The sequence below is a fragment of the Marichromatium sp. AB31 genome (genome assembly GCF_003718685.1).
In the GTDB taxonomy this organism is placed as follows: domain Bacteria; phylum Pseudomonadota; class Gammaproteobacteria; order Chromatiales; family Chromatiaceae; genus Marichromatium; species Marichromatium gracile.
Genome location: NZ_RHFI01000005.1, coordinates 149,153 through 173,086, shown reverse-complemented (window position 1 = coordinate 173,086; position 23,934 = coordinate 149,153). Strand labels below are relative to the sequence as shown.

Annotated in this window: 24 protein-coding genes and 1 other RNA gene; 15 read left to right on the top strand and 10 right to left on the bottom strand. The window is 68.9% G+C overall.

The features are described from left to right. Positions 1-80 precede the first annotated feature (80 nt). The gene (locus tag EBL84_RS06305; RefSeq protein ID WP_062277246.1) at positions 81-470 is read left to right on the top strand and encodes a sulfur globule family protein; all 390 of its coding nucleotides are present in this window, start codon (positions 81-83) and stop codon (positions 468-470) included. A gap of 100 nt (positions 471-570) precedes the next feature. Here EBL84_RS06305 and EBL84_RS06300 read toward each other — a convergent pair whose 3' ends face one another. From EBL84_RS06300 to EBL84_RS06280, 5 genes are all read right to left on the bottom strand, one after another. After that, positions 571-1,098, bottom strand: coding sequence for a phosphatase PAP2 family protein (locus tag EBL84_RS06300; RefSeq protein ID WP_123140039.1), 528 nt, complete (start codon positions 1,096-1,098; stop codon positions 571-573). Continuing rightward, complete coding sequence (locus tag EBL84_RS06295) at positions 1,074-2,267, bottom strand: glycosyltransferase family 1 protein (protein ID WP_123140038.1); 1,194 nt, start codon at positions 2,265-2,267, stop codon at positions 1,074-1,076. The genes EBL84_RS06300 and EBL84_RS06295 overlap by 25 nt, the downstream gene beginning before the upstream one ends. Before the next feature lie 3 nt (positions 2,268-2,270). Continuing rightward, positions 2,271-3,023, bottom strand: a complete 753-nt coding sequence (locus EBL84_RS06290) for a 1-acyl-sn-glycerol-3-phosphate acyltransferase (RefSeq protein WP_223806016.1) — start codon at positions 3,021-3,023, stop codon at positions 2,271-2,273. Between the two features lie 10 nt (positions 3,024-3,033). Further along, a complete protein-coding gene (locus EBL84_RS06285; RefSeq protein WP_123140036.1) occupies positions 3,034-3,801 on the bottom strand; it encodes a GNAT family N-acetyltransferase in 768 nt (255 codons plus the stop codon). A 117-nt stretch (positions 3,802-3,918) separates the two neighbouring features. Beyond that, positions 3,919-4,575 carry an HAD family phosphatase gene (locus EBL84_RS06280; protein WP_123140035.1) on the bottom strand — a complete coding sequence of 219 codons (657 nt, stop codon included), beginning with the start codon at positions 4,573-4,575 and terminating at the stop codon, positions 3,919-3,921. 260 nt (positions 4,576-4,835) lie between these two features. Between EBL84_RS06280 and EBL84_RS06275 the strand changes: the two genes are divergently transcribed. The 4 genes from EBL84_RS06275 (at position 4,836) to EBL84_RS06260 (ending at position 8,484) form a co-directional block, all read left to right on the top strand. Next, positions 4,836-5,387: an RNA pyrophosphohydrolase gene (locus EBL84_RS06275; RefSeq protein ID WP_123140034.1), complete on the top strand. Its 552-nt coding sequence runs from the start codon at positions 4,836-4,838 to the stop codon at positions 5,385-5,387. Positions 5,388-5,483: 96 nt separating this feature from the next. After that, positions 5,484-7,745, top strand: a complete 2,262-nt coding sequence (ptsP, locus tag EBL84_RS06270; protein WP_123140033.1) for a phosphoenolpyruvate--protein phosphotransferase — start codon at positions 5,484-5,486, stop codon at positions 7,743-7,745. Positions 7,746-7,771: 26 nt separating this feature from the next. Further along, entirely contained in the window at positions 7,772-8,152 is a 381-nt protein-coding gene (locus EBL84_RS06265; RefSeq protein WP_123140032.1) for a PH domain-containing protein, read from the top strand. Further along, a complete protein-coding gene (locus EBL84_RS06260; protein WP_123140031.1) occupies positions 8,149-8,484 on the top strand; it encodes a cupin domain-containing protein in 336 nt (111 codons plus the stop codon). Before EBL84_RS06265 ends, EBL84_RS06260 begins: the two co-directional genes overlap by 4 nt. 139 nt (positions 8,485-8,623) lie before the next feature. Here EBL84_RS06260 and EBL84_RS06255 read toward each other — a convergent pair whose 3' ends face one another. Continuing rightward, on the bottom strand, positions 8,624-9,097 hold the full coding sequence (locus EBL84_RS06255) for a pilin (protein ID WP_123140030.1): 474 nt from the start codon (positions 9,095-9,097) through the stop codon (positions 8,624-8,626). Between the two features lie 798 nt (positions 9,098-9,895). Between EBL84_RS06255 and EBL84_RS06250 the strand changes: the two genes are divergently transcribed. Further along, entirely contained in the window at positions 9,896-10,492 is a 597-nt protein-coding gene (locus EBL84_RS06250) for a hypothetical protein (RefSeq protein WP_148040271.1), read from the top strand. Positions 10,493-10,502: 10 nt separating this feature from the next. Here the strand turns inward: EBL84_RS06250 and EBL84_RS06245 are convergent, their stop codons facing one another. Genes EBL84_RS06245 through EBL84_RS06230 form a run of 4 tightly spaced genes read right to left on the bottom strand, consistent with a single transcriptional unit; the run spans position 10,503 to position 14,693 of the window. Next, entirely contained in the window at positions 10,503-11,912 is a 1,410-nt protein-coding gene (locus tag EBL84_RS06245; protein WP_223806962.1) for an FAD-binding oxidoreductase, read from the bottom strand. Beyond that, the gene (locus tag EBL84_RS06240) at positions 11,887-12,507 is read right to left on the bottom strand and encodes a BON domain-containing protein (RefSeq protein ID WP_123140028.1); all 621 of its coding nucleotides are present in this window, start codon (positions 12,505-12,507) and stop codon (positions 11,887-11,889) included. Before EBL84_RS06240 ends, EBL84_RS06245 begins: the two co-directional genes overlap by 26 nt. Beyond that, the gene (locus EBL84_RS06235; RefSeq protein ID WP_123140027.1) at positions 12,485-12,841 is read right to left on the bottom strand and encodes a YraN family protein; all 357 of its coding nucleotides are present in this window, start codon (positions 12,839-12,841) and stop codon (positions 12,485-12,487) included. Before EBL84_RS06235 ends, EBL84_RS06240 begins: the two co-directional genes overlap by 23 nt. Before the next feature lie 7 nt (positions 12,842-12,848). After that, positions 12,849-14,693 carry a penicillin-binding protein activator gene (locus EBL84_RS06230; protein WP_123140026.1) on the bottom strand — a complete coding sequence of 615 codons (1,845 nt, stop codon included), beginning with the start codon at positions 14,691-14,693 and terminating at the stop codon, positions 12,849-12,851. Between the two features lie 39 nt (positions 14,694-14,732). Here EBL84_RS06230 and rsmI point away from each other — a divergent pair, with 39 nt between their 5' ends. The 9 genes from rsmI to mraY all read left to right on the top strand — a co-directional run bounded on the left by rsmI (position 14,733) and on the right by mraY (position 23,933). Then, the gene (rsmI, locus tag EBL84_RS06225) at positions 14,733-15,584 is read left to right on the top strand and encodes a 16S rRNA (cytidine(1402)-2'-O)-methyltransferase (RefSeq protein ID WP_123140025.1); all 852 of its coding nucleotides are present in this window, start codon (positions 14,733-14,735) and stop codon (positions 15,582-15,584) included. Between the two features lie 209 nt (positions 15,585-15,793). Then, positions 15,794-16,162, top strand: an RNA gene (rnpB, locus tag EBL84_RS06220) — RNase P RNA component class A. Positions 16,163-16,442: 280 nt separating this feature from the next. Further along, positions 16,443-16,898: a division/cell wall cluster transcriptional repressor MraZ gene (gene mraZ / locus EBL84_RS06215; protein WP_062277283.1), complete on the top strand. Its 456-nt coding sequence runs from the start codon at positions 16,443-16,445 to the stop codon at positions 16,896-16,898. Positions 16,899-16,906: 8 nt separating this feature from the next. Next, the gene (gene rsmH, locus EBL84_RS06210) at positions 16,907-17,878 is read left to right on the top strand and encodes a 16S rRNA (cytosine(1402)-N(4))-methyltransferase RsmH (RefSeq protein WP_123140024.1); all 972 of its coding nucleotides are present in this window, start codon (positions 16,907-16,909) and stop codon (positions 17,876-17,878) included. Next, on the top strand, positions 17,865-18,155 hold the full coding sequence (gene ftsL, locus EBL84_RS06205; RefSeq protein WP_123140023.1) for a cell division protein FtsL: 291 nt from the start codon (positions 17,865-17,867) through the stop codon (positions 18,153-18,155). The genes rsmH and ftsL overlap by 14 nt, the downstream gene beginning before the upstream one ends. After that, a complete protein-coding gene (locus EBL84_RS06200) occupies positions 18,142-19,908 on the top strand; it encodes a penicillin-binding protein 2 (RefSeq protein ID WP_123140022.1) in 1,767 nt (588 codons plus the stop codon). Before ftsL ends, EBL84_RS06200 begins: the two co-directional genes overlap by 14 nt. Then, entirely contained in the window at positions 19,905-21,461 is a 1,557-nt protein-coding gene (locus EBL84_RS06195; protein ID WP_190287898.1) for a UDP-N-acetylmuramoyl-L-alanyl-D-glutamate--2,6-diaminopimelate ligase, read from the top strand. Before EBL84_RS06200 ends, EBL84_RS06195 begins: the two co-directional genes overlap by 4 nt. After that, complete coding sequence (gene murF / locus EBL84_RS06190) at positions 21,461-22,870, top strand: UDP-N-acetylmuramoyl-tripeptide--D-alanyl-D-alanine ligase (protein ID WP_123140021.1); 1,410 nt, start codon at positions 21,461-21,463, stop codon at positions 22,868-22,870. Before EBL84_RS06195 ends, murF begins: the two co-directional genes overlap by 1 nt. Further along, positions 22,851-23,933 (top strand): phospho-N-acetylmuramoyl-pentapeptide-transferase, encoded by a 1,083-nt coding sequence (gene mraY, locus EBL84_RS06185; RefSeq protein WP_123140020.1) that lies wholly within the window; start codon positions 22,851-22,853, stop codon positions 23,931-23,933. The genes murF and mraY overlap by 20 nt, the downstream gene beginning before the upstream one ends. The last annotated feature ends 1 nt before the right edge of the window (position 23,934 follow it).

Sequence of the window (23,934 nt, the reverse complement as noted above, 5' to 3'; positions counted from 1 at the left end):
ATCTTATAATCCATTCCGTCGTCGCCGCTTGCGGCGACCGGGTTTGCCATCAGATCGAATTCCAACGACCGGAGAGATCAATGAAAAAGCTTGCTACCGCCGCTGCAGTCGCTGCCCTCCTGGGTGCCTCCGCTTCCGCTTCTGCCTGGTGGGGGCCGGGCGGTGGTTACGGCCCGGGCTATGGTTCCGGCTTCGGCGACATGTTCAACGACATGTTCGGTGACGGCTGGGGCGACTTCAACATGAACATGAGCGGCGGTGGTCGCGGTTATGGTCGCGGTCGCGGCTATGGTCGTGGTTACGGCTATGGCTACGACAACCCCTACTACGGCGGCTACCCCTACTACGGTTACGGCGCGCCCTACTACGGCGGCCCCTACGCAGCGCCCTACGGCGCACCTTACGGTGCCCCCTATGGCGCTCCCATGCCGGCTCAGCCCGCGCAGCCGGCTCAGCCCGCCTCGAAGTAAGCAGGGTCAAGCCTGATCGCCCCCTTGGCGGGGCGAACGACAGGACGCCGGGCGCAAGCCCGGCGTCCTGTTTTGCGTTCTGGGGGGCGTGAGGCGCGGGCTAGCCGAGCAGCGCCAGGCTGGTGTCGGCGAGCAGCAGGCCGATGCCGGTGGCCACCAGCACGTCGCTCGGGTAGTGCAGCCCGAGGATCACCCGCGAGCCGGCCACCAGCAGGGTGAAGGGCACCAGGATCCAGGCGAGTTGGGGGAAGTAGTGGATCGCCACCATGGTGAAGACCACCGCGTGCAGGGTGTGCCCCGAGGGGAAGCTGTAGCGGTCGAGTGGCGGCACCAGTGCGACGATGTCGCTGGCATGGTTGCAGGGACGCTCGCGGCGAGTGAAACGCTTGAGCGACTTGTAGAGCGCCAGTGCCACCCCGCCGGTGAGCAGCATGTGCAGACTGGTCTGCAGCCCGTAGGCGCCGTGGGTCAGTGGCAGCAGTGCGATCAGGCTGTACCAGAAGATACCGTCGCCGAGCCGGCTGATCAGGGCGAAGCTGCGCTGGATCCACTGCCGCCGGCTCGGGCGGCTGCAGGCTCGGCAGAGCGTCGTCTCCAGGTCGTTCAGGTGTTGTAGCCACATCTGCATGACAAGTCTCCGCTGCGACGCTGTCGATGGATGACTTCGATCAGTCGCTCCTCGAGCCCTTCGAGGACGCGTTCCCAACTCATGCCCTCGGCGTCGTGACGGGCCGCCTCGCCGATCCGGCGCAGTCGCGCGCGATCGCTCGCCGCCTCGCGGGCGGCCCGGAGGTAGTCGTCGCGCTCGCCTAACGGCACTGTAACGCCGTTTCGCCAGGGGTCAATGTATGTGTGTGCGGCGGCATCGTCGTAGGCGATCACCGCCAGGCCGCTGGCCATCGCCTCGGTGACCACGTTGCCGAAGGTCTCGGTCTCGCTGGGGAACAGGAACAGGTCGCCCGAGGCATAGTGCGCCGAGAGCGCCTGGCCGGTCTTTGCCCCGGTGCAGACATAGTCGGGGGCGCTGCGGCGCAGCGGTGCCAGCTCCGGCCCGTCGCCGACGAGCACGAAGCGCGCGCTCGGGTGCTCGGTGCGGATCGCCTCGAAGGCGGCGCAGGCCAGCTCGAGGTTCTTCTCCGCGGCGATCCGTCCGACATAGAGCACCGCCAGGTCGTCCGTCTCGCAGCCCCAGGCGCGGCGCAGCGCCGGGTCGCGCCAGCGCGGCGAGAAGCGCTCGATGTCGACCCCGCGCCCGAACACATGGACATTGGTGAAACCGGAGACGGTGAGCGTCTCGCGCAGCGCCTCGGTGGGCACCAGGGTGGCCTGCGAGCGGTTGTGGAAGCGGCGCAGCGTGGCGACGATCGGGCGGGTGAGCATGCCCAGCCCATAGTGCTGGCTGTATTGGTGGAACTGGGTGTGGAAGCCGGTGACCGTCGCCACCCCGAGTGAGCGCGCCGCGGCGAGCGCGGCGTGTCCGAGTGGTCCCTGGGTGGCGATATAGACCAGGTCCGGGCGGGTGCGGCGCCACAATCGGCGCAGCCGCCAGTAGACCGGCAGACCGAAGCGCAGTCCGCGATAGCCGGGGATCGGCAGTCCGGGGACCACGATCTCGATCGGGGTTGCGCCCGACTCGTCGCGTTGGCGCGGACGCACCACCCTGACCCGGTGACCGCGCGCCGTCAGCCCCTCGGCGAGGTGACGCATGGTGTGCGCCACGCCGTTGATCTCCGGGGGGTAGGTCTCGGTGACGATGGCGACACTCAACACGGTGGGTCGGGGGGCGGTGGTGTTCATGGCTCAGGCGGCTTCGGGCTGCAGGTCCAGTGATCGGGCAATGGCCGTGCGGGTCTGCTCGGCCAGTTCATGACGTCTTGCGCTCGGCGCCGGCGCCAGTGGCGCCAGACACTCGATCCTGACCTGCAGCGCCGGGTGACGCACGATGCGCAGCAGGCTGAGGACCAGGTTGTCGTCGTCGGTGTAGGCGGCGGCGCGCTCGGGGGCCGGGTGGTCGGCGTGCTGGTAGCGGATGGCCACCGGCTGAACCCGGGTGCCGGGGATCTGGGCGAGCGCGAACAGCCGTGGGTGGAAACGGCGCAGTCCCTGGCCGTCGCTGGTGGTGCCCTCGGGGAAGATCACCACCGCGCGACCGCCGCGCAGGTCATCGGCGATGCCCTGCATCACCTGTTCGGTCTGGTGGGCGCCGCGGACGATGAAATGGGTGCCGGCGAGGCGCGCCAGCCAGCCGATCAGCGGCCAGCGCCGCACCTCGGACTTCGACAGGAAGCCCATCTCGCCCTGGGCGCCGAGCACCGGCACGTCGAGCCAGGAGACGTGATTGGCGACCACCAGCGCGCCCGGTGCGACCCGGCCGCTGACCTCCAGGGTGAGGCCGAGCACCCGGCACAGCCGCCGATTCCACCAGCGCACCGCGCGCGCGGTCCAGGCCGGTGGATGGCCGAGGCGATCGAGTAGATGGATCCAAAGACCGATCATGGTTCCGGTGATCAGGTGCTCGATCAGGCGCAGCAGGCGCCAGCCGGTCGTCAGCACGCCGGCCCGCTCAGGATTGCGCGGCGCGTTCGAGGAAGTGTCTGGAGTAGCTTGGGTTGAGTTCATCGACATTGAGCAGCATCAGTACGTCCGCGACGCCGAAGTCGGGGTCGCGACAGGGTTCGCCGCATGCCTTGGCGCCGAGCCTGACATAGGCGCGCAGCAGCGCCGGCAGCGGGGCGTCGAGGTTGTCGTCCGAGGCGTGTTCGGTGTGCAGCGGCGCGCGCGGGGTGACCCGCAGCGTCTCCGGCGCCAGCGCCTGGCGGCGCAGCCGGTTCATGATCGCCGCCGCCTGCAGATCGTGCTCGCCGAGCGGCACGCTGGCGCAGCCGAACAGATAGTCCACCCCATGGAGATGGATGAAGCCGGCCAGTCCCGACCACAACACCGCGATCGCCGGACCCTGGCGATAGGCCGGGTCGATGCAGGTGCGCCCGATCTCGAGCTTGCGCCCGGGCAGCGCCAACACCGGGTCGAGCCGGAACTCGCCCTCGGAGTAGAAGCGTCCGAGCCGGGCCGCCTGGTTGTCGAGCAACAGTCGGGTGCAGCCGATGATGCGTCCGGTGCGCCCCTCGCGGACCAGCAGATGCTGGCAATAGGCATCGAAGGCATCCTCGTCGAGCCCTGGGGTGAGGCTGTCGAGCGTCGCTCCCATCTCGCCGGCGAACACCCGATGACGCAGGGCCAGGGCCTCGCGGACTTCTGGTGTGGACGAGGCCAGTTCGACGTAGAGACGTTCGGTGCGCTTGACGACCGACGCAGACGCGGATGCGACCATTGCAGACCCTCTGCTGTTTCCCTGATTGACTGAGAGGGTGATGGTAGGTCGCGACTGTTGCGGGGCGGTGTGGGTGAGATGACGCCAGCATGAAGACCGCCGGACGACTTTGGTGGGTCAGTCGCGCAGCGAGATCACCGGCCAGCCGCGGGCCTCGGCGGTGGCGCGCAGTTGCGGGTCGGGATCGACCGCGACCGGGTGCTCGACCTGCTCGAGCAGCGGCAGGTCGTTGTGCGAGTCGCTGTAGAAGTGGCTGCCGGCGAGGTCGCGATCGTGCTCGGCGAGCCAGGCGGTGAGTCGCTCGACCTTGCCCTCGCGGAAGGTCGGGGTGCCCTCGACCTCGCCGGTATAGCGCCCGTCGCGCTCGGCCGGCAGGGTGGCGAGCAGGTGCGGGATGTCGAAGCGCGCGGCGATCGGCGCGGTGATGAATGCGTTGGTGGCGGTGATGATCATCGGGGTGTCGCCGGCGTTGCGGTGACGCGCGATCAGCGCATGCGCCTGCTCGAGCATGATCGGGGCGATGCAGGTGTCGAGAAAGTCGGCGCGCAGCGCCTCGAGGCGTTCGCGCGGCAGCTCGCTCAGTGGCCGCAGGGTGAAGCGCAGGAAGGCGTCGATGTCGAGCGTGCCGTTGCGGTAGTCGTGGTAGAAACGGGTATTCTCACGGGCGTAATGCTCGCCGTCGACGATGCCCTGGGAGACCAGGTACTCGCCCCAGAGGTGATCGGAGTCCCCGGCGAGCAGGGTGTTGTCGAGATCGAAGATCGCTAGTGGCATCGGGCGGTGAATCCTGATGGCTGTTGGTGTGGATGGGTTGGGCGGGCTGCGGGAGAGGGGACGCCCCTTGGGCGCGAGCCCGCCGCTCGATGGTCCGGGATTCCCCGGATGCTTGCAAGCACGCACCGCGCCAGTGCCGGGAGGCGGTGCGCGGTATACGGGAAAGCCCTTGGTTTGCAGACGCTTACTCGGGTCTTCGCTTGCCGCTATCAACGGGGTATGGAAGAATGCGAAGGCGCGATCCAGTGGGACAGAGTGACGTGATCGATCACGACGGCTTCAGACCGAACGTAGGCATCATCCTGAGCAATCGGGAGCGCCGTCTATTCTGGGGCCGGCGGATCGGACAGAACGCCTGGCAGTTCCCGCAGGGCGGCATCCGCTCCGACGAGACCCCCGAGCAGGCGATGTTCCGCGAACTCCAGGAGGAGGTCGGGCTCGACCACGACCAGGTCACCATCCTCGGCAGCACCCGCGGCTGGCTGCGCTATCACCTCCCCAAGCGCTATATCCGCCGTCATTGCGGCCCGACCTGCATCGGTCAGAAGCAGGTGTGGTTCATGCTCCGCGTCGACTGCGACGAGGGCGCCTTCCGCCTCGATCACTCCGACAAGCCCGAGTTCGACGCCTGGCGCTGGGTCCGTTACTGGCAGCCGCTCACCGAGGTCGTCTACTTCAAGCGCCACGTCTATCTGCAGGCGCTCGAGGAGCTTGCCCCCGCGCTCTACCCCGAGGGCGCGCCGACCCGCGAGCTGCGTCAGCGACCGCGCCAGTCGGCCGGCGGCGCGCTGCTGCGTCAGCGGCGCCGCTGAGTCGGCCGCGGCATGGCCGGAGGTCTCTGCAACCCCGGCCGACGGGTCTGCCGACCAGGATTCATCCATCCATCTCTCTAGAGTCCAGCTCCCTCTATGCTCGAAGCCCTGCGCCGTATCGTCCAGGAAGTCAACAACGCCCGGGATCTCGAACAGGCGCTGGGGATCATCGTACAGCGGGTCAAGCTGGCCGTCGGGGCCGACGTCTGCTCGGTCTATCTCAACGATTTCGACAAACGCCACCACGTGCTCCAGGCCAGCGACGGGCTGCGCGCCGCGGCGGTCGGTCGGGTGCGCCTGGAGATGGGCCGCGGGCTGATCGGTCTGGTCAGCGAGCGCGCCGAGCCGATCAACCTCGACGACGCCTTCAACCACCCGCGCTATCAGTGCATCACCGATACCGGCGAGACCAGCTATCACGGCTTCCTCGGCGCCCCGATCATCCAGAACCGCAAGGTGCTCGGGGTGCTGGTGCTGCGCCAGCGCGACAAGCGTCACTTCGACGACGCCGAGGTCACCTTCGTCGTCACCCTGGCCTCGCAGCTCGCCGGCGCCATCACCTTCGCCCGCACCAGCGGCGAACTGGCGCGGTTGCAGGACGACGGCATCCCGCAGCGCTTCCTGCCCGGGCTGGCCGCCTCGCCGGGGGTCGGGCTGGGGCAGGCGGTGGTGGTCTATCCACCGGCCGATCTCGACGCCGTGCCCGATCGCGTCCCCGAGGGCGTCGAGGGTGAGATCGACCACTTCCGCGAGGCGCTCGATCAGGTTGCGGCCGATCTCGACCGCTTCGCCAGCCACACCCACAGTCATCTCGGCGCCGAGGATATGGCGCTGTTCGATGCCTGGCGGCTGATGCTCGAGAGCGACACCCTGGTCGACGGCACCATTGGGCGCATCCGCGCCGGCAACTGGGCGCCGGGCGCGCTGCGCGAGACCATCGCCGAGCACACCCGGGTGTTCGACGCCATGGATGACGCCTATCTGCGCGAGCGCGCCTCGGACATCCGCGATCTCGGGCGCTGTATCCTCATGCACCTGCAGAACCGCACCGTCGACCCCTTGCGTTATGCCGAGCAGACCATCCTCGTCGGCGAGGAGATCAGCGCGCTGCAGATCGCCGAGGTGCCGCGCGAGCGCCTCGCCGGCATCGTCTCGACCAAGGGTTCGGGCTCGTCCCACGTCGGCATCCTCGCCCGCAGCATGGGCATCCCGGCGGCGATGGGGGTCTCCGACCTGCCGGTGAGCCGGGTCGAGGGGCGCGAGATGATCGTCGACGGCTATCGCGGTCGCGTCTATGTCTCGCCGACACCGGCGGTGCGCACCGAATACCTGCGTCTGGCCGAGGACGACGTCGCCCTCACCAATGAACTCAAGGCGCTCTGCCACCTCCCGGCCGAGACCACCGACGGTTATCAGGTGCCGCTCTATCTCAACACCGGTCTGGTCTCCGAGAGCCGTCCGCTGGGCATCGAGGAGTCGGCCGGGGTCGGGCTCTACCGCACCGAGCTGCCCTTCCTGGTGCGCGACAGCTTCCCCGGCGAGGCGGCGCAGATGGCCAACTACCGTCAGGTGCTGGAGCTGTTCGCGCCGCGCCCGGTGACCATCCGCACCCTCGACATCGGCGGCGACAAGCCGCTGCCCTATTTCCCGATGCAGGAGAGCAACCCCTTCCTCGGCTGGCGCGGGGTACGCATCACCCTCGATCACCCCGAGATCTTCCTCGCCCAGGTGCGCGCCATCCTGCGCGCCGCCGTGGGGCTCGACAACCTGCAGCTGCTGCTGCCGATGATCAGCACCATCACCGAGCTGGAGGATGCGCTGCAGCTCATCCATCGCGCCCACGACGAGCTGCGCGAGGAGGGCTACCAGGTGCACATGCCGCCGGTGGGGGTGATGATCGAGGTGCCGGCGGCGGTCTATCTGATCGATTCGCTGGCGCGTCGGGTCGACTTCCTTTCGGTCGGCACCAACGACCTCACCCAGTACCTGCTCGCGGTCGATCGCAACAACCCGCACGTGGCCGAGCTGTATGACGAATTCCACCCGGCGGTGCTGCGCGCGCTGATGCAGATCGTCTCCGGTGCGCGGGTGCACGGGCGCGAGGTCAGCGTCTGTGGCGAGATGGCCGGCGACCCGCTGGCGATCTTCCTGCTGCTCGGCATGGGCGTGCACAGCCTGAGCATGGGCGCGGGCAGTCTGTTGCGGGTCAAGCGGGTGATCCGCAGCATCAGTCGCGCCCGCGCGCGCGAGGTGCTGCAGATGACGCTGCAGTGCGAGGACGGCGCCTCGGTGCGCCGACTGCTGCTCGACGAACTCGAATCCATGGGGCTCGGCGCACTGGTGCGTCCGGGTCGGTAGCACGCATCCAAGGGGGAGATCAGATCATGGGGCTGTTGAGTGCCATCACCGGCAATGCCGCCAGTCGCGATGCCGAGGCCGTCGGCGAGGAGCTGGCGCCGATCCTCGCCGACGGGGAGCGGGTCGAGCTGGCCTTCCAGCTGGTGCGCGACCAGTTCGTCTTCACCGACGCGCGGTTGATCCTGATCGACAAGCAGGGACTGACCGGGCGCAAGGTCGAGTATCAGTCGATCCCCTATCGTTCGATCACCCGCTTCGCGGTCGAGACCGCCGGCCACTTCGACCTCGACGCCGAGTTCAAGCTGTGGATCGGCAGCGACCCCACGCCGCTGGTGCGCGAGATCCGCGGCGGCGAGAACGTCGCCGCCATTCAGCGCGCGCTGGCGACCATGGTGCTCGGCGGATGAGCGGCGCGGGCAACCTGCTCGAGGACCTGCGGGTTCCTGCCGAGGGCGAGCGTTTCGAGACCCTGTTCGCCCGTCCCGGCGCGCGTATCGAGCGTATCGTCAGCAGCGCCACCCCGGAGCCGGTCGACTACGATCAGCCGCATGACGAGTGGGTTTGCCTGCTCCAGGGCGAGGCCGTGCTGTGGATCGACGGCGAGCGGGTGCGGCTGCGCGCCGGTGATTATCGGCTGATCCCCGCCCACTCCCCGCACCGGGTCGAGTCCACCTCGACCGAGCCGGTCTGTGTGTGGTTGGCGGTGCATGTCGGGGAGACGGAGAGGGACGGGAGCTGAGACCGCTCCAGCGGTTTTTGGCGGTCTCTTTTCCCTGAAGGAGAGCAACGTGCCCCAGCGCGCGATTTCATCATGCTACAGCAGCAGCGCTGCGCGCTGGGGACGTTTTGTCAAAGGCGGTGATGGTTAGGGCTGTGCCTTAGTCGTTCCCTTCGTTCCCTTCGTTCCCTTCGTTCCCGCTGCTTGCGCCTGCTGCACTACAGCCTCTGGGCTTGAACTTGTTGTCGGTATCTTGGGTATTAGTATATTCGCAGGTCCATTCCCCATCTGCAGACCTTTTCCATGCGATCTCAGCATCGCTGATCTTGGGCGTGCCTTTTAGTGTGCAAGTAATGCTGGCTACACCTGTTTCCGCTGTAAGCGTTGCTTTATTTGCGCACGAGGTTGTCGTTTCCTTTAGACCAATACTAGTGACGTCTGCAAATGTGCGTCCCTCGTTAATGATCATCTCCATCTCGGTCTTCCCGGGCGTGATCTCCGCCAGGCCCGCTGCGACCTGTGACTTGGCGACATAGTTCTGATAGGCCGGGATCGAGATCGAGGCGAGGACGCCAATGATCGCCACGACGATCATCAGCTCGATGAGGGTGAAGCCGGACTGCTGAGGTTTCATCCATGTTCTCCGTTGCATGGGTTGAGAGCGATGTCGGGGCGCGGCCGCCGCGGCGGTCGTGCTCCTGCACCATGCATTACAAGTCTCGGGCCAATTGCACAGCCACTGCTAACCCCTTGATGCGTCGTCCGTCGCCCGCCGCTGTCCCGGTGCTCGGGTACGACAGGGCGTGGATGCGGGTGGGCGTACACGATGCTGGGGTGTGACAGCGCCGCCGCTGTCCTGGGTGATGGCCGTGACGACCGCTTGTGGCCTTGTCCATCGCCTTCCTTGTCGGGGGCATGCCCGACGGCCCTGTCGGCGTGGATGCGTGATGTGGACCGAGGCAGCGCGTCTGTGATGGCCTGGCACGCGGTTCCCTGAGCGGCGGTGCTGGCAATCCATGTCGCTGGATGGCCCTCGTCCTCGTTTATCTCATCAATGCCCTTCGTCGATGATCGATGAATCCGGATGGACTCGATGACTCATGGCGATTAATTGCGGCGCAGGCTGCTTCGTGAGTTGTGGTGCTGTGATTATAAGGTCATTGGTGAATGGGCGACCCGTCTGGGTTCATGGTGTCCATTCTATTGAGTGATTGGCGGTGTGGGTGGTGTCGTCTGGCGCTCATGGTGACCGCTGCGCCCTGGGTTGTCACAGCGCCGAGGTGTGACAGCCGGTCGCTGTCTCGGTGATGGGTTGTGACGCGTGGAATCATTCGCGTTGTTTCGTGATGACGATTTAGACTGATGGACCCTTGGTTTCGATGAAGGATTGGAGGAATTGGTGGCGTCGGTGTGTCTGGATACCGCGAGCGCCGTGACTGGACTGACCAAGCGCACCCTGTGGCGCTATATCCAGGATGGACGCTTGAGTGCGATTCGTGAGGGGCGGGGCAAGCGGACCTCGGTGCCCCTGGCCGAGGTGTTGGCCCTGATCGAGCGTTCGCTCGATGCCGAGGCCCAGGCGCTGGTGCTGGCCGCCGATCGCGGCGATGCCGAGGCGCAGTGCGACCTGGCGCTGCGGCTGCTCGAACTCGAGCGTCTGGGGAGCGCGCGCGACTGGTTCGCCCGCTCGGCGCGTGCCGGATATGCCGATGCGATGTGCTGGCTGGCGCGGGATCTGTTGGTCGGGCGCTGCGGCGAGCGCGATGACGCCGGCGGGGTGCTGTGGCTGAGTCAGGCCGCAGCCTGTGGTTCGCCGCTGGCCGAGGCACTGTTGATCGAGCTGCACGGTGCGGTCTGTCGCAAGGCGCGCGCCGCGGCCGATCTCGAGACCCTGGAGACGCGTCTCGATGCCGTCGAGCGCGAGGTGCTGTTGCGGGTCTTGAACGAGAGCGGCGGCGCGGCGGCCGCAGACGCGGACGGCGAGGGCGACATCGACCGTGTTGCGACCGCACCGATCGAGGAGGTCTGAGCGGTCTCGCTCAGTCGACGGGCGGCAGCCCCTTGTCGGGGTTGAGGATGCCGGCGGGGTCGAAGACCTGCTTGATCTCGCGCATCAGCGCGAGCGCCACCGGGTCGAGCTCGCGGTCGACGAAATCGCGCTTCTCCAGCCCCACCCCGTGCTCGCCCGAGAGGGTGCCGTCGAGCCCGATGACCAGCGCGAAGACCGCGTCCAGACAGGTTGCGGCGCGGGCGACCTCGTCGGGGTCGTCGGGATCGATCAGCAGGTTGACGTGGATGTTGCCGTTGCCGGCGTGGCCGAAGTTGACGATGGTGATGGCGTGCTCGCGCCCGAGCCGGTCGAGCCCGTCGATGAACGCGCCCATGCGCGAGACCGGCACCACCACGTCCTCGTTGATCTTCTTCGGCGCGACATGACGCAGCGCCGGCGACAGCGCCTTGCGCGTCTTCCACAGCGCGGCGACCTCGGCGGCGCTGTTGGCCCGGCGCAGCTCGATCGGCCCGCCCGCGCGCGCGGCCTCGGCCACCGCCGCGAGCGCGGCCTCGATCCCGGCCTCGGGGCCGTCGACCTCGATCATCAGCAGCGCGCCGGCGCCCGCCGGCAGTTCGAGTCCGGCGTAGCGGCTGACCATCTCCAGGGCGCGCGCGTCCATGAACTCCAGCGCGCAGGGCGTGATCGGCTGCGCCATGATCGCCGAGACCGCCGCCGCGGCGCCGTGGATGTCGCCGTAGGTGACGCGCAGGGTGCGCTTGGTCTCGGGCAGCGGGGTGAGACGCAGCGTCGCCTCGGTGATCAGCCCCAGGGTGCCCTCGGAGCCGATCAGCAGCCGGGTGAGGTCGTAGCCGACCACGCCCTTGGTGGTCTTGACCCCGGTGCGCAGCACCCGACCGCGACCGTCGACGGCGCGCAGTCCCAGGGTGTTGTCGCGCGGGGTGCCGTACTTGACCGCGCGCGGTCCGGCGGAGTTGTAGGCGAGGTTGCCGCCGATGGTGCAGGTGGCGGCGCTGGAGGGGTCCGGCGGCCAGAAGAAGCCGGACGCGGCGAGCGCCTGCTGCAGCGCGCCGTTGGTCACCCCGGGCTGGACCACCGCGAGGCGGTTGTCGGGGTCGATGCGCAGGATCTGGTCCATGCGCTCGAACGACAGCACCACGCCGCCATCATCGGGTACCGTGGCCCCGGAGGTGCCGGTGCCGCGCCCGCGCGCGGTCAGCACCGTGCCGGTGTCGTGACAGAGCCGGGCGAGTGCGGCGACCTGGTCCTCGTCGGTGGCGAACACCACCGCCTGGGGCAGGGCGTGGCGGCGGCTGTTGTCGTAGCCGTAGGGCCAGCAGTCGGCCGGGGCGGTGAGCAGGTTGCCGGGACCGGCGATCGCGGCGAGCCGTTCGCGCAGCGCGCGCGGCAGTTCAGTTGCCGGTGGGACGGTATTCAAAGAGCTTCACCACGCGCTTGACCCCGCGCACATAGCGCGCCTTCTCGGTCGCGGCATCGGCCTCGGCGGGGCTGACCAGCCCCATCAGATAGACTACGCCGTCCTCGCTGATCACCTTTACCCGGGTGGCGTCGAAGTCCTTGAGGTCGACCTTGGTCAGCGCCAGCTTGACCCGCGAGGTCAGGTAGGCGTCCTCGGACTTGCGCGCCAGGCTCACCCGCGGGCCGATGGTGATCTCGTCGACCACCCGCTGCACCTTGGCCAGACGACGGACCTTGTCGGCCGCGCGCTGGGCGAGTTCGGCGCGCTCGGCCTGACCGGTGAGCAGCACCGTGTAGTTGTAGCTGGTGACCGAGATGCGGGCGTGGTCCTGCAGCTCCCGGTCCTGCTGGATGGCGCTGATCGCGTTCATCTCGATCTGCTGGTCGTCGATGACCACGTAATAGGGCCGGCGGTCGTAGAGCGCGGCGGCGCCGACGGTGATGCCGCCGACCACCAGGGCACCACAGCCGCCGAGCAGGCTGCTGGCGAGAACGAGCGCTAGGGTTGCCGCGCGCCTCGTGCGCGCGCGCTCAGGCGTCGAGCGAGAAGGCATGTTTCACCCACTGGATCTGGTCCTGGCCGCTGATGGCGACCACATCGAAGCGGCAGCATAGCATGGTCGGATGACGCTGCAGGTAGTGCGCGGCCGCCGCCGCCAGACGGCGTTGCTTGCGCGCGTCGACGGTCGCCGCCGGGCTGCCGTAGCGCTCGCTGCGGCGATAGCGCACCTCGACGAAGACCAGGGTGTCGCCGTCGCGCATCACCAGGTCGATCTCACCGTAGCGGCAGCGATGGTTGCGCGCCTCGGTGGTGAGTCCGCGAGCGCGCAGATAGCGCTCGGCGAGCCGCTCCTTGGCCGCGCCGAGTCTGCCCGGGAGCAGCGCCATCGGGGACTCAGCGCGCCGCGCGCAGGGCCTCGACCTCGACCGGGCGCGGCCCGTCGACGGTGAAGCGCGCGAGGCTGAGACGACGGCGGATCTGTCCCGAGGCGTCGACCGAGAGCCCGCCGGTCTGGCCGGGATAGAGGCTGCCGGGATGACGGGCGAGGTCCTCCATGCGCGGCGCCAGGCGGTAGGCGTCGATGCCCATGGCATAGAGCCTGGCGAGCGGGTCCGGGGTGTTGTCGAGCCCGGCCATCATCCGATAGCGCGACAGCGGTCCCTGGCCGCCGACGCCGAGCATCCAGGGGATGTCGACGAAATAGAGCCCGACCAGGTCGCGGTCGCGCACCCGCTCGAAGCCGCCGGAGTAGACGTGCGAGGTGGCGATCACCGGCAACCGTCCGGCGCTGGCCTTGGTGATGAGCGGGTTGACCAGCCGCGCCAGATCCGGGGTGGCGATCAGGAACACCAGATCGGCGGCGGTGTTTTGGGTCAGCTCGGTGACCTGTCGGGCATAGCCGGCGTCGCTGGCGTCGACGGTGCGCTCGGCGACGAGGATGCCGCCGAGTCCCTGCCACTGATGGCTGAAGGCGCGCGCCAGACGCTCGCCCCAGCGTCCCTCGGGGCGTAGCACCAGGGCGCGTCTGAGACCGGCACCGCGCGCCTTGTGCGCGACCTCGGCGGCCTCGTCGTCGGGCGAGAGCGAGAACTGGTAGAGGCCGCTGGCATGGCCCTCGCGATGGGTGGTCTCGTTGAGCGCGAGGGTCGGCACGCTCAGCCGACCGCCGCGCGAGAGCGCGTCGACGCTCGCCTTCTGCAGCGGGCCGATGACATAGTCGGCGCCGCCCTTGGCGGCGCGGGCATGGAGCCTGCGCACCGCGCCGGGATCTGTGCTGTTGACGAAGCGCAGCGCCGGTCGGCGTCCGCTGGCATCGGCCGCGCGCGCCGCCTCGATGCCGTCGCGCACCGCCGTGGCCGCCCCGGCGAAGCGACCGCCGCGCGGCAGCAGCACGGTCAGCACGTCGTCCTTGGCATAGCCGCTGGCGAGCTGGCTGACGTAGGCGGTGGCCAGCTCGGGCAGTGCCGGGTGCTTGGGGTGCGCGGCGCGCCAGGCGCGGTACTCGCGGGCGAGCGCGGAGGCGTCGTTGCCCCAGCGCTCGCTCAGGCGCAGCACCTCGACCCAGCCGCGCATCCGGCCCTTGCCCTCGCGGGCGAGGGTGTCGAGCCGATCGGGGGCGGCTTGTGACAGGGTCGAGAGCAGCGAGACCTGGTTGACCAGCCGTGCCTGCGGTCGGTCGAGCAGGGTGTCGATCATGTCGAGCGCCCGTGCCGCGGCGATCGGGTGATCGAGCAGCCGCTCGGCCGAGGCCAGGATGCCGTAGTACTGCAGCTGCAGCGCCTCGGGCAGGGCACGGTGACGGACCCGTTCGAGCCGGGCGACGGCCTCGCGCGGTCGGCCCTCGAGCAGCTCCAGGTCGGCCTCGGTGAGCAGCAACAGCTCGCGCTGGGCGGCGCTCAGCTCGCTCTGGCGGATGGCTGCGAGCGCCTTGCGCGCGGCGCCGGTGTCGCCGGCGGCGAGGAGGATGCGCGCGGCCTTGAGACGCAGCTGGGCGCGGGCCGGCGGCTCGGACTCGGCGGCCAGCGCCAGATAGCGTTCGGCGGCCTGCGCCGAGCGCCCCGAGGCGGCCAGCGCCTTGGCCTGGCCGAGCTCGGTGGCGCTGACCTCGGAGAGCGTCTGCCCCTCTTCCCAGATCGGATCGACTGCACAGGCGGTGAGCAACAGTGGCAAGATCAGGAGGGTCAGGAAGCCAGGGGTGGACAGCAGGGAGGGGTGGGCGCGATTCTTGTTCTTTTGCATGATTCCGTTGCGCTCGGTGGCCGGCGGAGGTGGGGGGATATGGAACGAGGTCGCGGAGTACTATACGTGGTGGCGACGCCGATCGGCAATCTTGCCGACATCTCGGAGCGTGCGCGTAACACCTTGAATGCGGTCGATTTGATCGCCGCTGAGGATACCCGGGAGAGCGGGCGGCTGCTCGCTCATCTGGGGATCTCGGCACGCCTGGTGTCCTGTCACGAGCACAACGCCGAGGGCTGCTGCGCGCGGGTGCTCGAGGCCCTCGGCGAGGGCCGCGATGTCGCACTGGTCTCGGATGCTGGGACCCCATTGGTGAGCGATCCGGGCTACGAGCTGGTGAATGCGGCACGCGCGGCCGACTTCACGGTGGTGCCGGTGCCGGGACCGAGCGCACTGATCTGCGCGCTCTCGGCCGCCGGGCTGCCGAGCGATCGCTTCCTCTTCCTCGGTTTCCCGCCGCGTGGTCAGTCGCAGCGCGTGGCGCTGTTCGAGTCGCTCCTCGCCGAGCCCGGCACCCTGATCCTCTACGAGAGCGGCAAGCGCGCGGTGGCGACGCTGCGTGACCTGGCCGCGGTGCTCGGCGAGCGCCGGGCGGTGGTCGGGCGCGAGCTGACCAAGCGCTTCGAGACCTTCCTCTCGGCCACCCCGGCGGCCTTGGCCGAGCGTCTGGAGGACGATGCCGAGCAGCGTCTCGGCGAGCTGGTGATCCTGGTCGAGGGCCAGCGCGGCGAGGCCGCCCCGGATCGCGCCGAACAGGAGCGGGTACTGCGCATCCTCGCCGAGGCCCTGCCGCTGCGCCGCGCCGCCGCACTCGCCGCGCAGATCACCGGCGCCAAGACCAACGCCCTCTACCGTCTCGGCGTCGAACTGGAGCTGGGCGGGAAGGGGTAGGGGGCGGCTTTCAGCCGCCAGCCGCCAGCCGCCAGCCAACAGCCAACAGCCAACAGCCAACAGCCAACAGCCAACAGCGGATTGTCTTCGGCCCCCGATGGTGAGGGCAGGCGCCCACTGGGGGCTGGTGACTGATAGCTGGGGGCTGGCGGCTGATCGCTCGATCCCGCGCGACCTAAGGCATGGTTCTCGGGTATACTGCTTGCTTGGGAGTCGGCCAGACAGTCGCTTCCGTCCTGGTGACGGGGGAGGAAAGTCCGGGCTCCATAGGGCAGGGTGCCAGGTAACGCCTGGGGGGCGAGAGTCCACGGAAAGTGCCGCAGAAAAGATACCGCCGATCCCGTCCTCGGACGGGAGGTAAGGGTGAAATGGTGCGGTAAGAGCGCACCGCGCTGGTGGCAACATCAGTGGCAGGGTAAACCCCACCCGGAGCAAGACCAAATAGGGGAACTCGCGGCTTCGACCGCAGCGCGCGGCCCGCGCGTGTTCCCGGGTAGGTCGCTAGAGGCGTGCGGCGACGCGCGTCCCAGATGAATGACTGTCCACGACAGAACCCGGCTTATCGGCCGACTCCCTTCCTTCCATCGATCTACGTCTCCGTCCCCATTCAGTGCTCGCGCTCGACCTGGTCGAAAGGTAAAGCGTGATCTGAAGTTTATTCTCCAGCCTTTTGATATCAAAACCTTTCACCGGGTCTTCGGCGCTGGTCGAGCTTGCCGGCGTAAGTTGCTGACTGTCCAAGAATAAACTCCACCGTTTCCTTGACTGGCCCCAGACCCCTCTCTAACATGGGAGCCAAGTGGGGGGGAGTGGGGAATCAGGGAGCAGGAACCAGGCGGTTCGCCGCGGGGGCGCTCGGTGTTTCGGGGGGTCAGTCTCGTCAATCTCGATGCCAAGGGGCGTCTCGCGGTACCGGCCCGGTACCGTGAACGGCTGCGTGCTGCCTGTGATTCCCATCTGGTCGTGACGGTCGATCGTGACCGCTGTCTGTTGCTCTATCCGGAGCCCGAGTGGGAGACGATCGAGCACAAACTCGCCGCACTCCCCGCCTTCGATGCCACGGCACGCGCCATCCAGCGCCTCTATATCGGGAATGCACAAGACGTGGAAATGGATGCTCAGGGTCGAATCCTGTTGCCCCAGCATTTGCGTGATTTCGCCACGCTCGACAAACGGGTCGCCTTCGTCGGTCAGGGGGCCAAGTTCGAGCTGTGGGACGAGCACGCCTGGAACGCGCGTACCGCTGCGGCACTGAATGACACCGCGATCGACGAGCTGGCCGCCGCGGCCGGACTCGGGTCCTTCACCCTGTGAGCCCTCACATGCCCCTTGCACGCCCTGTCCCCGTGGACTCCCAGACCATTCATCGCTCGGTGCTGCTCGAGGAGGCGGTCAACGCGCTGGTGACCGAACCGGGCGGGCGCTATGTCGACGCCACCTTCGGGCGTGGCGGGCACAGTCGCGCCGTGCTCGCGCGCCTGGCTCCGACGGGTCGGCTGATCGGGCTCGACCGCGATCCCGAGGCGATCGCCGCCGCGCGCGCGCTCGACGACCCACGCTTTCGCATCCTCCACAGCGCCTTTGGCGGGATCGGTGCGGCGCTTGCCGAGGCCGGCGAGAGCGAACCGCTCAACGGCATCCTGCTCGATCTCGGCGTCTCCTCGCCGCAGCTCGATACCGCCGAGCGCGGCTTCAGCTTCAGCGCCGACGGGCCGCTCGACATGCGCATGGACCCGAGCCGGGGCGAGTCGGCCGCGGACTGGCTGATGCGTGCCGAACAGCAGGAGATCGCGCGCGTATTGCGCGAGTTCGGCGAGGAACGCTTCGCCAAGCGGATCGCGCGTGCGATCTGCGAGCGTCGCGCCGAGGCCCCGCTGCGCACCACCGCCGAGCTTGCCGCGCTGGTCGATCGCGCCCAGCCGGGGCGGCGCGAGCCGGGCAAGCACCCGGCCACCCGCACCTTTCAGGCGCTGCGCATCCAGGTCAACGACGAGCTCGGCGAGATCGAGCGCTGTCTCGACCAGGTCTGCGAGCTGCTCGCCCCCGGCGGGCGGCTGGTGGTGATCAGCTTCCACTCGCTGGAGGACCGCATCGTCAAGCACTTCATGCGTCGCGAGTCGCGCGGCGCGGTGTTGCCCAAGGGCGTGCCGGTGACCGGCGCCCCGGCCCCGGGGCGGCTGCGCCTGCTCGGCAAGGCGCAGCGTCCCTCGGCGATCGAGTCCGGGTCCAACCCGCGCGCGCGCAGCGCCATCATGCGGGTGGCCGAGCGGAGCCCAGCCGATGGCGCGAGCTGAGTTCTGGGTCGCCGCGGTGCTGGGGCTCATGGTGGTGGTCTCGGCCATCGCCGTGGTCCATACCAAGTATCTGACCCGGGTGCACTTCGCCCAGCTCCAGGACCTGCGCGCCCAGCGCGACGCCATCGACGTCGAGTGGAACCGGCTGCGACTCGAGGAGGCGGCGCTCTCCACCCATTCGCGGATCGAGCGGATCGTGCGCGAGCAGCTCGGCATGTTCTCGCCGCGCCCCGGCGACGTGCTGTTGCTCGAGGAGACCGGCCATGGCCAACCCTAGCCGTCGCCCCCGCCGCCCGCTCGAACCCGTCAAGCCCCGTCGTCCCGACATCGGGTTGCGCCGTCGGCTGTTGCTGATGGCACTGGTGGGGGCCTTCGTGCTGCTCGGCGCCGGGGTCTTCTATCGTCAGGTGGTCGAGACCGATTTCCTCCAGACCGAGGGCGAGCGGCGCTATCTGCGAGTGGCCGAGATCGCCGCGCGCCGCGGCATGATCAGCGACCGCAACGGCGAGCCGCTGGCCGTCAGCACCCCGGTCGAGACGGTGTGGGCCGATCCGCGCAAGCTCGTCGAGCGGCTCGACGTGCTCCCCGAGCTGGCGGCGTCGCTAGACCTTGATCCGCAGGCATTGCGTGAGCGGGTGCTGGCCAAATCCGATCGCGGTTTCATCTATCTCAAGCGTCGGGTCGACTTCGACGAGGCGCGTGCGGTGCGCGAGCTGATCGCACGCGAGCGTCTCGGCGGTGTCGACTTCGAGACCGAGTACCGGCGTTTCTATCCGGGCGCCGAGGTGTTCGGGCACGTCATCGGCTTCACCGACATCGAGGACCGCGGCCAGGAGGGCATCGAGTTCGCCTATGACGCCCAGCTCCAGTCCGAGCCGGGGCTGCGGCGGGTGATCCGCGACGGGCGCAAGCGCATCGTCCAGGAGGTCGAGCAGCTGCGCCCGCCGCGTCAGGGTACCGATCTGGTGCTGAGTCTCGATCGGCGGCTGCAGTTCCTCGCCTATCGCGAGTTGCTGGCGGCGGTGCGCGAGCACAAGGCCGTCGGCGGCACCCTGGTGGCGCTCGACGTCGACACCGGTGAGGTGCTGGCGATGGTCAATCAGCCCGGCTACAACCCCAATGCGTTGCGCGACGGTGGCAGCGAGCGCCGCCGCAACCGCTGTGTCACCGATGTGATCGAGCCCGGCTCCACGGTCAAGCCGCTGGTGGTGGCTGCGGCGCTCGAGCGCGGGCTGATCACCCCCACCACCGAGATCGACACCGAGCCGGGCTACTTCCGGGTCGGGCGCAACCTGGTGCGCGACGTCCACGACTACGGTCTGCTCGATGTCACCGGGGTGATCGCCAAGTCGAGCAACGTCGGCGTGGTCAAGATCGCGCAGATGATGGAGTACGCCGACCTCTGGAACCTCTACGACCATCTCGGCTTCGGTCGTGTCACTGGGGTCGGTTTCCCCGGCGAGAGCCCCGGCAACCTGCGCCACTACTCCGACTGGCGGGTCTTCGAGCACGCCACGCTCGCCTTCGGCTACGGCCTGTCGGTGACCACGCTGCAGCTGGCCCAGGCCTATGCCGCACTCGCCGCCGACGGCATCAAGCGCCCGGTCACCCTGCTCAGACGCGAGCCCGGAGCGGCGGTGCCGGGGACCCGGGTGCTCAGTGCCGAGACCGCGCGCATGGTGCGCGCGATGATGGAACAGGTGGTGTCCGAGAAGGGGACCGCCCGGCGCGCGGCGATCGCCGGCTATCGCGTGGCGGGCAAGACCGGGACGGCGAAGAAGGCCGGTCCCAACGGCTATGCGGGTCGGCGCTATCAGGCGGTGTTCGCCGGTTTCGCCCCGGTGGACCGACCAAGACTGGTGATGGTGGTGATGATCGATGAACCGGGCGGCAAGTCCTACTACGGTGGGGTCGTCGCCGCCCCGGTGTTCCAGAAGGTGATGGAGGGTGCGCTGCGGCTGTTCAACGTGCCGCCGGATAATCCGCCTCCATCGATGTTGCTGAGTGGACGAGGAGGGCTGGGGCTGTGATCGCGCTCTCCTCGACGGCCTGCGCCTGGCGCCTGGGTGATCTCATCGACGGGTTTGCCGAGGCCGGTGATGCCGCCGATCGCCCGGTGTGCTCGATCGCCCTCGACAGCCGGTTGCTGTCGCAGGGCGGGCTCTTCCTCGCCTGCCAGGGTGGCAGCCTGCACGGGCTGGCCTTCGCCCAGGAGGCCAAGCATCGTGGTGCGACGGCGATCCTCGCCGAGGTCTCGGCCGACTGGCCGGTCGATGCCATCCTCGATCTCGGCGCCTGTCTCGGCTTGCCGGTGATCCCGGTCGAGGGGCTCGCGGCGCGCGCCAGCGCGCTGGCCGCGCGTTTCTACGGTGCGCCCAGCGAGCGTCTCGAACTGTTCGGCGTCACCGGCACCAACGGCAAGACCAGCGTCAGCCACTTCCTCGCCCAGGCGCTCGCTCCGGAGCTCGACTGTGCGGTGATCGGCACCCTCGGCAACGGCTTCCCGGGGGCGCTGCGCTCGCCGACCCACACCACCCCGGATGCGATCTCGCTGCAGGCGCTGCTCGAGTCGCTGCGCGCCCAGGGCGCGCGTGCGGTGGCGATGGAGGTCTCCTCGCACGCGCTCGCTCAGGGGCGCACCAGCGCCGCGCGTTTCAGCCATGCCGTCTTCACCAACCTCAGTCGCGACCATCTCGACTATCACGGCGACATGACCGCCTATGGCGAGGCCAAGCGCCGGCTCTTCCTCAGCCCGGGGCTGCAGTGGGCGGTGCTCAATCTCGACGATCCGTTCAGCGCACGTCTGCTCGAGACCCTGGCCCCGCAGGTCCAGGTCGCCGGTTACGGCACCGACCCCGAGGGTCCGACCCCGTCGCGCTGTGCGCTGCGGCTGCGCGCCCTGGCCATCGAGCCGCGTCCGCACAGCCTCTATCTGCATGTCGAGTCGCGCACCACCCGACGCACCGAGCGCGCCGAGCTCGAGGTCGGGCTGATCGGTCGCTTCAACGCCGCCAACCTCCTTGCGGTGCTGGCGGTGATGTGCTCGCGCGGGCTGCCGCTGGAGCGCGCGGTGCGCGAGCTGGCGCGCATCCGCGGGGTGCCGGGGCGGATGGAGTGCTTCGGCGGCGGGGATGCGCCGCTGGTGGTGGTCGACTACGCCCATACCCCGGACGCGCTCGAGAAGGCGTTGGTCAACGTCCGCGAACACATCAGTGGTCGGCTGATCACGGTGTTTGGTTGCGGCGGCGATCGCGATCGCGGCAAGCGCCCGCTGATGGGGTCGATCGCCGAGAGTCTCAGCGACGGCCTGATCCTCACCGATGACAATCCGCGCACCGAGTCGCCCGAGGCCATCGTCGCCGACATCCTCGAGGGCGTTGGCGAGCGCGAGCGGGTGCGCGTCGAGCACCAGCGAGGGTTGGCGATCCGGCTGGCGATCGCGCTCGCCGGTCGCGGCGACGCGGTGCTGGTCGCGGGCAAGGGACACGAGACCTATCAGGACATGGGTGACTTGAAGAGACGATTCAGCGATCGCGCACAGGCCGTCGAGGCGTTGCGCGAGTGGCGGGAGGGACATCACTGATGTGGACGCTAGGCGAGGCCGTGGCCAAGGCCGGGGGCCGACTCCAGGGCGCTGACTGCCGTTTCGACGGGGTTGGGACCGATAGCCGGGTCGACTGCAGCGGCCAGCTGTTCGTGGCCCTGCGCGGGCCGCGCTTCGACGGTCATGAACACGTCGAGGCGGCGCGTCGTGCCGGCGCGGTGGCGGCGCTGGTCGATCATCCGGTGGCGGTCGATCTGCCGCAGTGGGTGGTCGACGACACCCGCCTCGGGCTGGGCCGGCTGGCGCATGCCTGGCGGGCGCGGTTGCGCGCCCGGGTGGTGGCGATCACCGGCAGCAACGGCAAGACCACCGCCAAGGAGATGGTCGCGGCGATCCTCGGCCAGGCCGGGCGGGTGCACGCCACCCGCGGCAACCTCAACAACGACATCGGCATGCCGCTGACCCTGCTCGGGGCGCGCGACGAGGATTTCCTGGTGCTCGAGATGGGCGCCAATCACCCCGGCGAGATCGGTTACATGACCGATCTCGCTCGCCCCGACGTGGCGCTGATCACCAATGCCGGTCGCGCCCATCTCGAGGGTTTCGGCTCGCTCGAGGGGGTCGCCCGCGCCAAGGGCGAGATCGCCCGCGGGCTGCTCCCGCACGGCATCCTGGTGGTGCCCGAGGACTCGCCCTACACCGGGTTGTGGCGTGAGCTGGCGTTTGCCCAGCGGGTCTCGACCTTCGCCATCGACGACGGACCGCGTACCGCGGCGACGGTGCGCCCGGCGCTTCGCGCCGAGCGTCCCGAGATCACCGCCGAATGGGACGCGCGGGGATTCCGCACCCGCTTCGTCGCGCACTACGGTGGCGAGAGGCATGCACTCGCGCTGCCGCTCGCCGGCGAGCACAACGTGCGCAATGCCCTGGCGGCGATCGCCGTGGCGCTCGCCCTCGGGGTCGAGGGCGAGGCGATCCGCGACGGGCTGGCCGCGCTGCGCCCGGTCCCCGGCCGACTCTGCCCGCGGCTGTGCGGGGCGGGGCGGTTGCATCTGATCGACGACACCTACAACGCCAACCCCGACTCGATTGCCGCGGCGATCGCGGTGCTGAGGGCCTTTGCCGGACGGCGCTGGCTGGTGCTCGGGGATCTCGGCGAGCTCGGTCCCGAGGCCGAGTCGCTGCACCGCGAGATCGGCGAGCAGGCGCGCGCCGCCGGCATCGAGCGCCTCGCCGCGGTGGGCCCGCTGAGCGCCGCGGCGGTCGACGGCTTCGGCGCCGGGGGCGAGCACTTCGCCGATCAGGCGGCGCTGATCGCCGCGTTGCGCGCCGAGTTGGGGGAGGATGACCGGGTCTTGATCAAGGGTTCGCGCACCGCGCGAATGGAATGCATCGTAGAGGCGCTCTGCGCCGCTGGAGGAGACGAGTTTGCTGCTGTATCTGACTGACTGGCTCGCCGGGCTCGATAGCGGGTTCAGCGTATTCCGCTATCTCACCCTGCGCGCCATCCTCGGGGTGTTGACCGCGCTGGCGATCGCCTTGCTGGTGGGGCGGCCGATGATCCGTCGGCTGCGCGCCTACAAGATCGGCCAGACGGTGCGCGACGACGGCCCGCAGAGCCATCTGTCGAAGTCCGGCACCCCGACCATGGGCGGCGCGCTGATCCTGGTGGCGGTGGCCATCAGCACCCTGCTGTGGGCCGATCTCGGCAACCACTACGTCTGGATCGTGCTGCTCACCACCCTGGCCTTCGGCGCCATCGGCCTGGTCGACGACTACAAGAAGCTGGTGCAGCGCGACCCGCGCGGGCTGCCGGCGCGCTGGAAGTATCTGTGGCAGACGGTGTTCGGCTTCATCGCCGCCGTCGCCCTCTATGTCAGCGCCGCCACCCCGGCCGAGACTGCGTTGCTGATCCCCTATCTCAAGAACGTCTCGATCCAGCTCGGTCCCTGGTTCATCCTGCTGACCTATTTCGTCATCGTCGGCTCGAGCAACGCGGTCAACCTCACCGACGGGCTCGACGGGCTGGCGATCATGCCGACGGTGCTGGTGGCCGGGGCGCTGGGTCTCTTCGTCTACGCCAGTGGTCATGCCGAGATCGCCGACTATCTGCTGATCCCCTATGTCGCCGACGTCGGCGAGCTGGTGATCTTCTGCGCCGCGCTGGTCGGCGCCGGGCTCGGTTTCCTCTGGTTCAACGCCTATCCGGCCCAGGTGTTCATGGGGGATGTCGGCGCGCTCGCGCTCGGCGCCGCGCTCGGCACCGTGGCGGTGGCGGTGCGTCAGGAGCTGGTGCTGTTCGTGATGGGCGGGGTGTTCGTGGTCGAGACCATCTCGGTGATGCTCCAGGTGATGTCGTTCAAGCTCACCGGCAAGCGCATCTTCCGCATGGCGCCGCTGCACCATCACTTCGAGCTGCAGGGCTGGCCCGAGCCGCGGGTGATCGTGCGCTTCTGGATCGTCACCGTGGTGCTGGTGCTGATCGGACTGGCGAGCCTGAAGATCCGTTGAC

Coding starts and splice junctions, on each gene's coding strand:
- EBL84_RS06305 (WP_062277246.1), top strand. CDS start 81: ATGAAAAAGCTTGCTACCGCCGCTGCAGTCGCTGCCCTCCTGGGTGCC.
- EBL84_RS06300 (WP_123140039.1), bottom strand. CDS start 1,098: ATGCAGATGTGGCTACAACACCTGAACGACCTGGAGACGACGCTCTGC.
- EBL84_RS06295 (WP_123140038.1), bottom strand. CDS start 2,267: ATGAACACCACCGCCCCCCGACCCACCGTGTTGAGTGTCGCCATCGTC.
- EBL84_RS06285 (WP_123140036.1), bottom strand. CDS start 3,801: ATGGTCGCATCCGCGTCTGCGTCGGTCGTCAAGCGCACCGAACGTCTC.
- EBL84_RS06280 (WP_123140035.1), bottom strand. CDS start 4,575: ATGCCACTAGCGATCTTCGATCTCGACAACACCCTGCTCGCCGGGGAC.
- ptsP (WP_123140033.1), top strand. CDS start 5,484: ATGCTCGAAGCCCTGCGCCGTATCGTCCAGGAAGTCAACAACGCCCGG.
- EBL84_RS06265 (WP_123140032.1), top strand. CDS start 7,772: ATGGGGCTGTTGAGTGCCATCACCGGCAATGCCGCCAGTCGCGATGCC.
- EBL84_RS06260 (WP_123140031.1), top strand. CDS start 8,149: ATGAGCGGCGCGGGCAACCTGCTCGAGGACCTGCGGGTTCCTGCCGAG.
- EBL84_RS06255 (WP_123140030.1), bottom strand. CDS start 9,097: ATGAAACCTCAGCAGTCCGGCTTCACCCTCATCGAGCTGATGATCGTC.
- EBL84_RS06240 (WP_123140028.1), bottom strand. CDS start 12,507: ATGCCTTCTCGCTCGACGCCTGAGCGCGCGCGCACGAGGCGCGCGGCA.
- EBL84_RS06235 (WP_123140027.1), bottom strand. CDS start 12,841: ATGGCGCTGCTCCCGGGCAGACTCGGCGCGGCCAAGGAGCGGCTCGCC.
- EBL84_RS06230 (WP_123140026.1), bottom strand. CDS start 14,693: ATGCAAAAGAACAAGAATCGCGCCCACCCCTCCCTGCTGTCCACCCCT.
- rsmI (WP_123140025.1), top strand. CDS start 14,733: ATGGAACGAGGTCGCGGAGTACTATACGTGGTGGCGACGCCGATCGGC.
- rsmH (WP_123140024.1), top strand. CDS start 16,907: ATGCCCCTTGCACGCCCTGTCCCCGTGGACTCCCAGACCATTCATCGC.
- ftsL (WP_123140023.1), top strand. CDS start 17,865: ATGGCGCGAGCTGAGTTCTGGGTCGCCGCGGTGCTGGGGCTCATGGTG.
- EBL84_RS06200 (WP_123140022.1), top strand. CDS start 18,142: ATGGCCAACCCTAGCCGTCGCCCCCGCCGCCCGCTCGAACCCGTCAAG.
- murF (WP_123140021.1), top strand. CDS start 21,461: ATGTGGACGCTAGGCGAGGCCGTGGCCAAGGCCGGGGGCCGACTCCAG.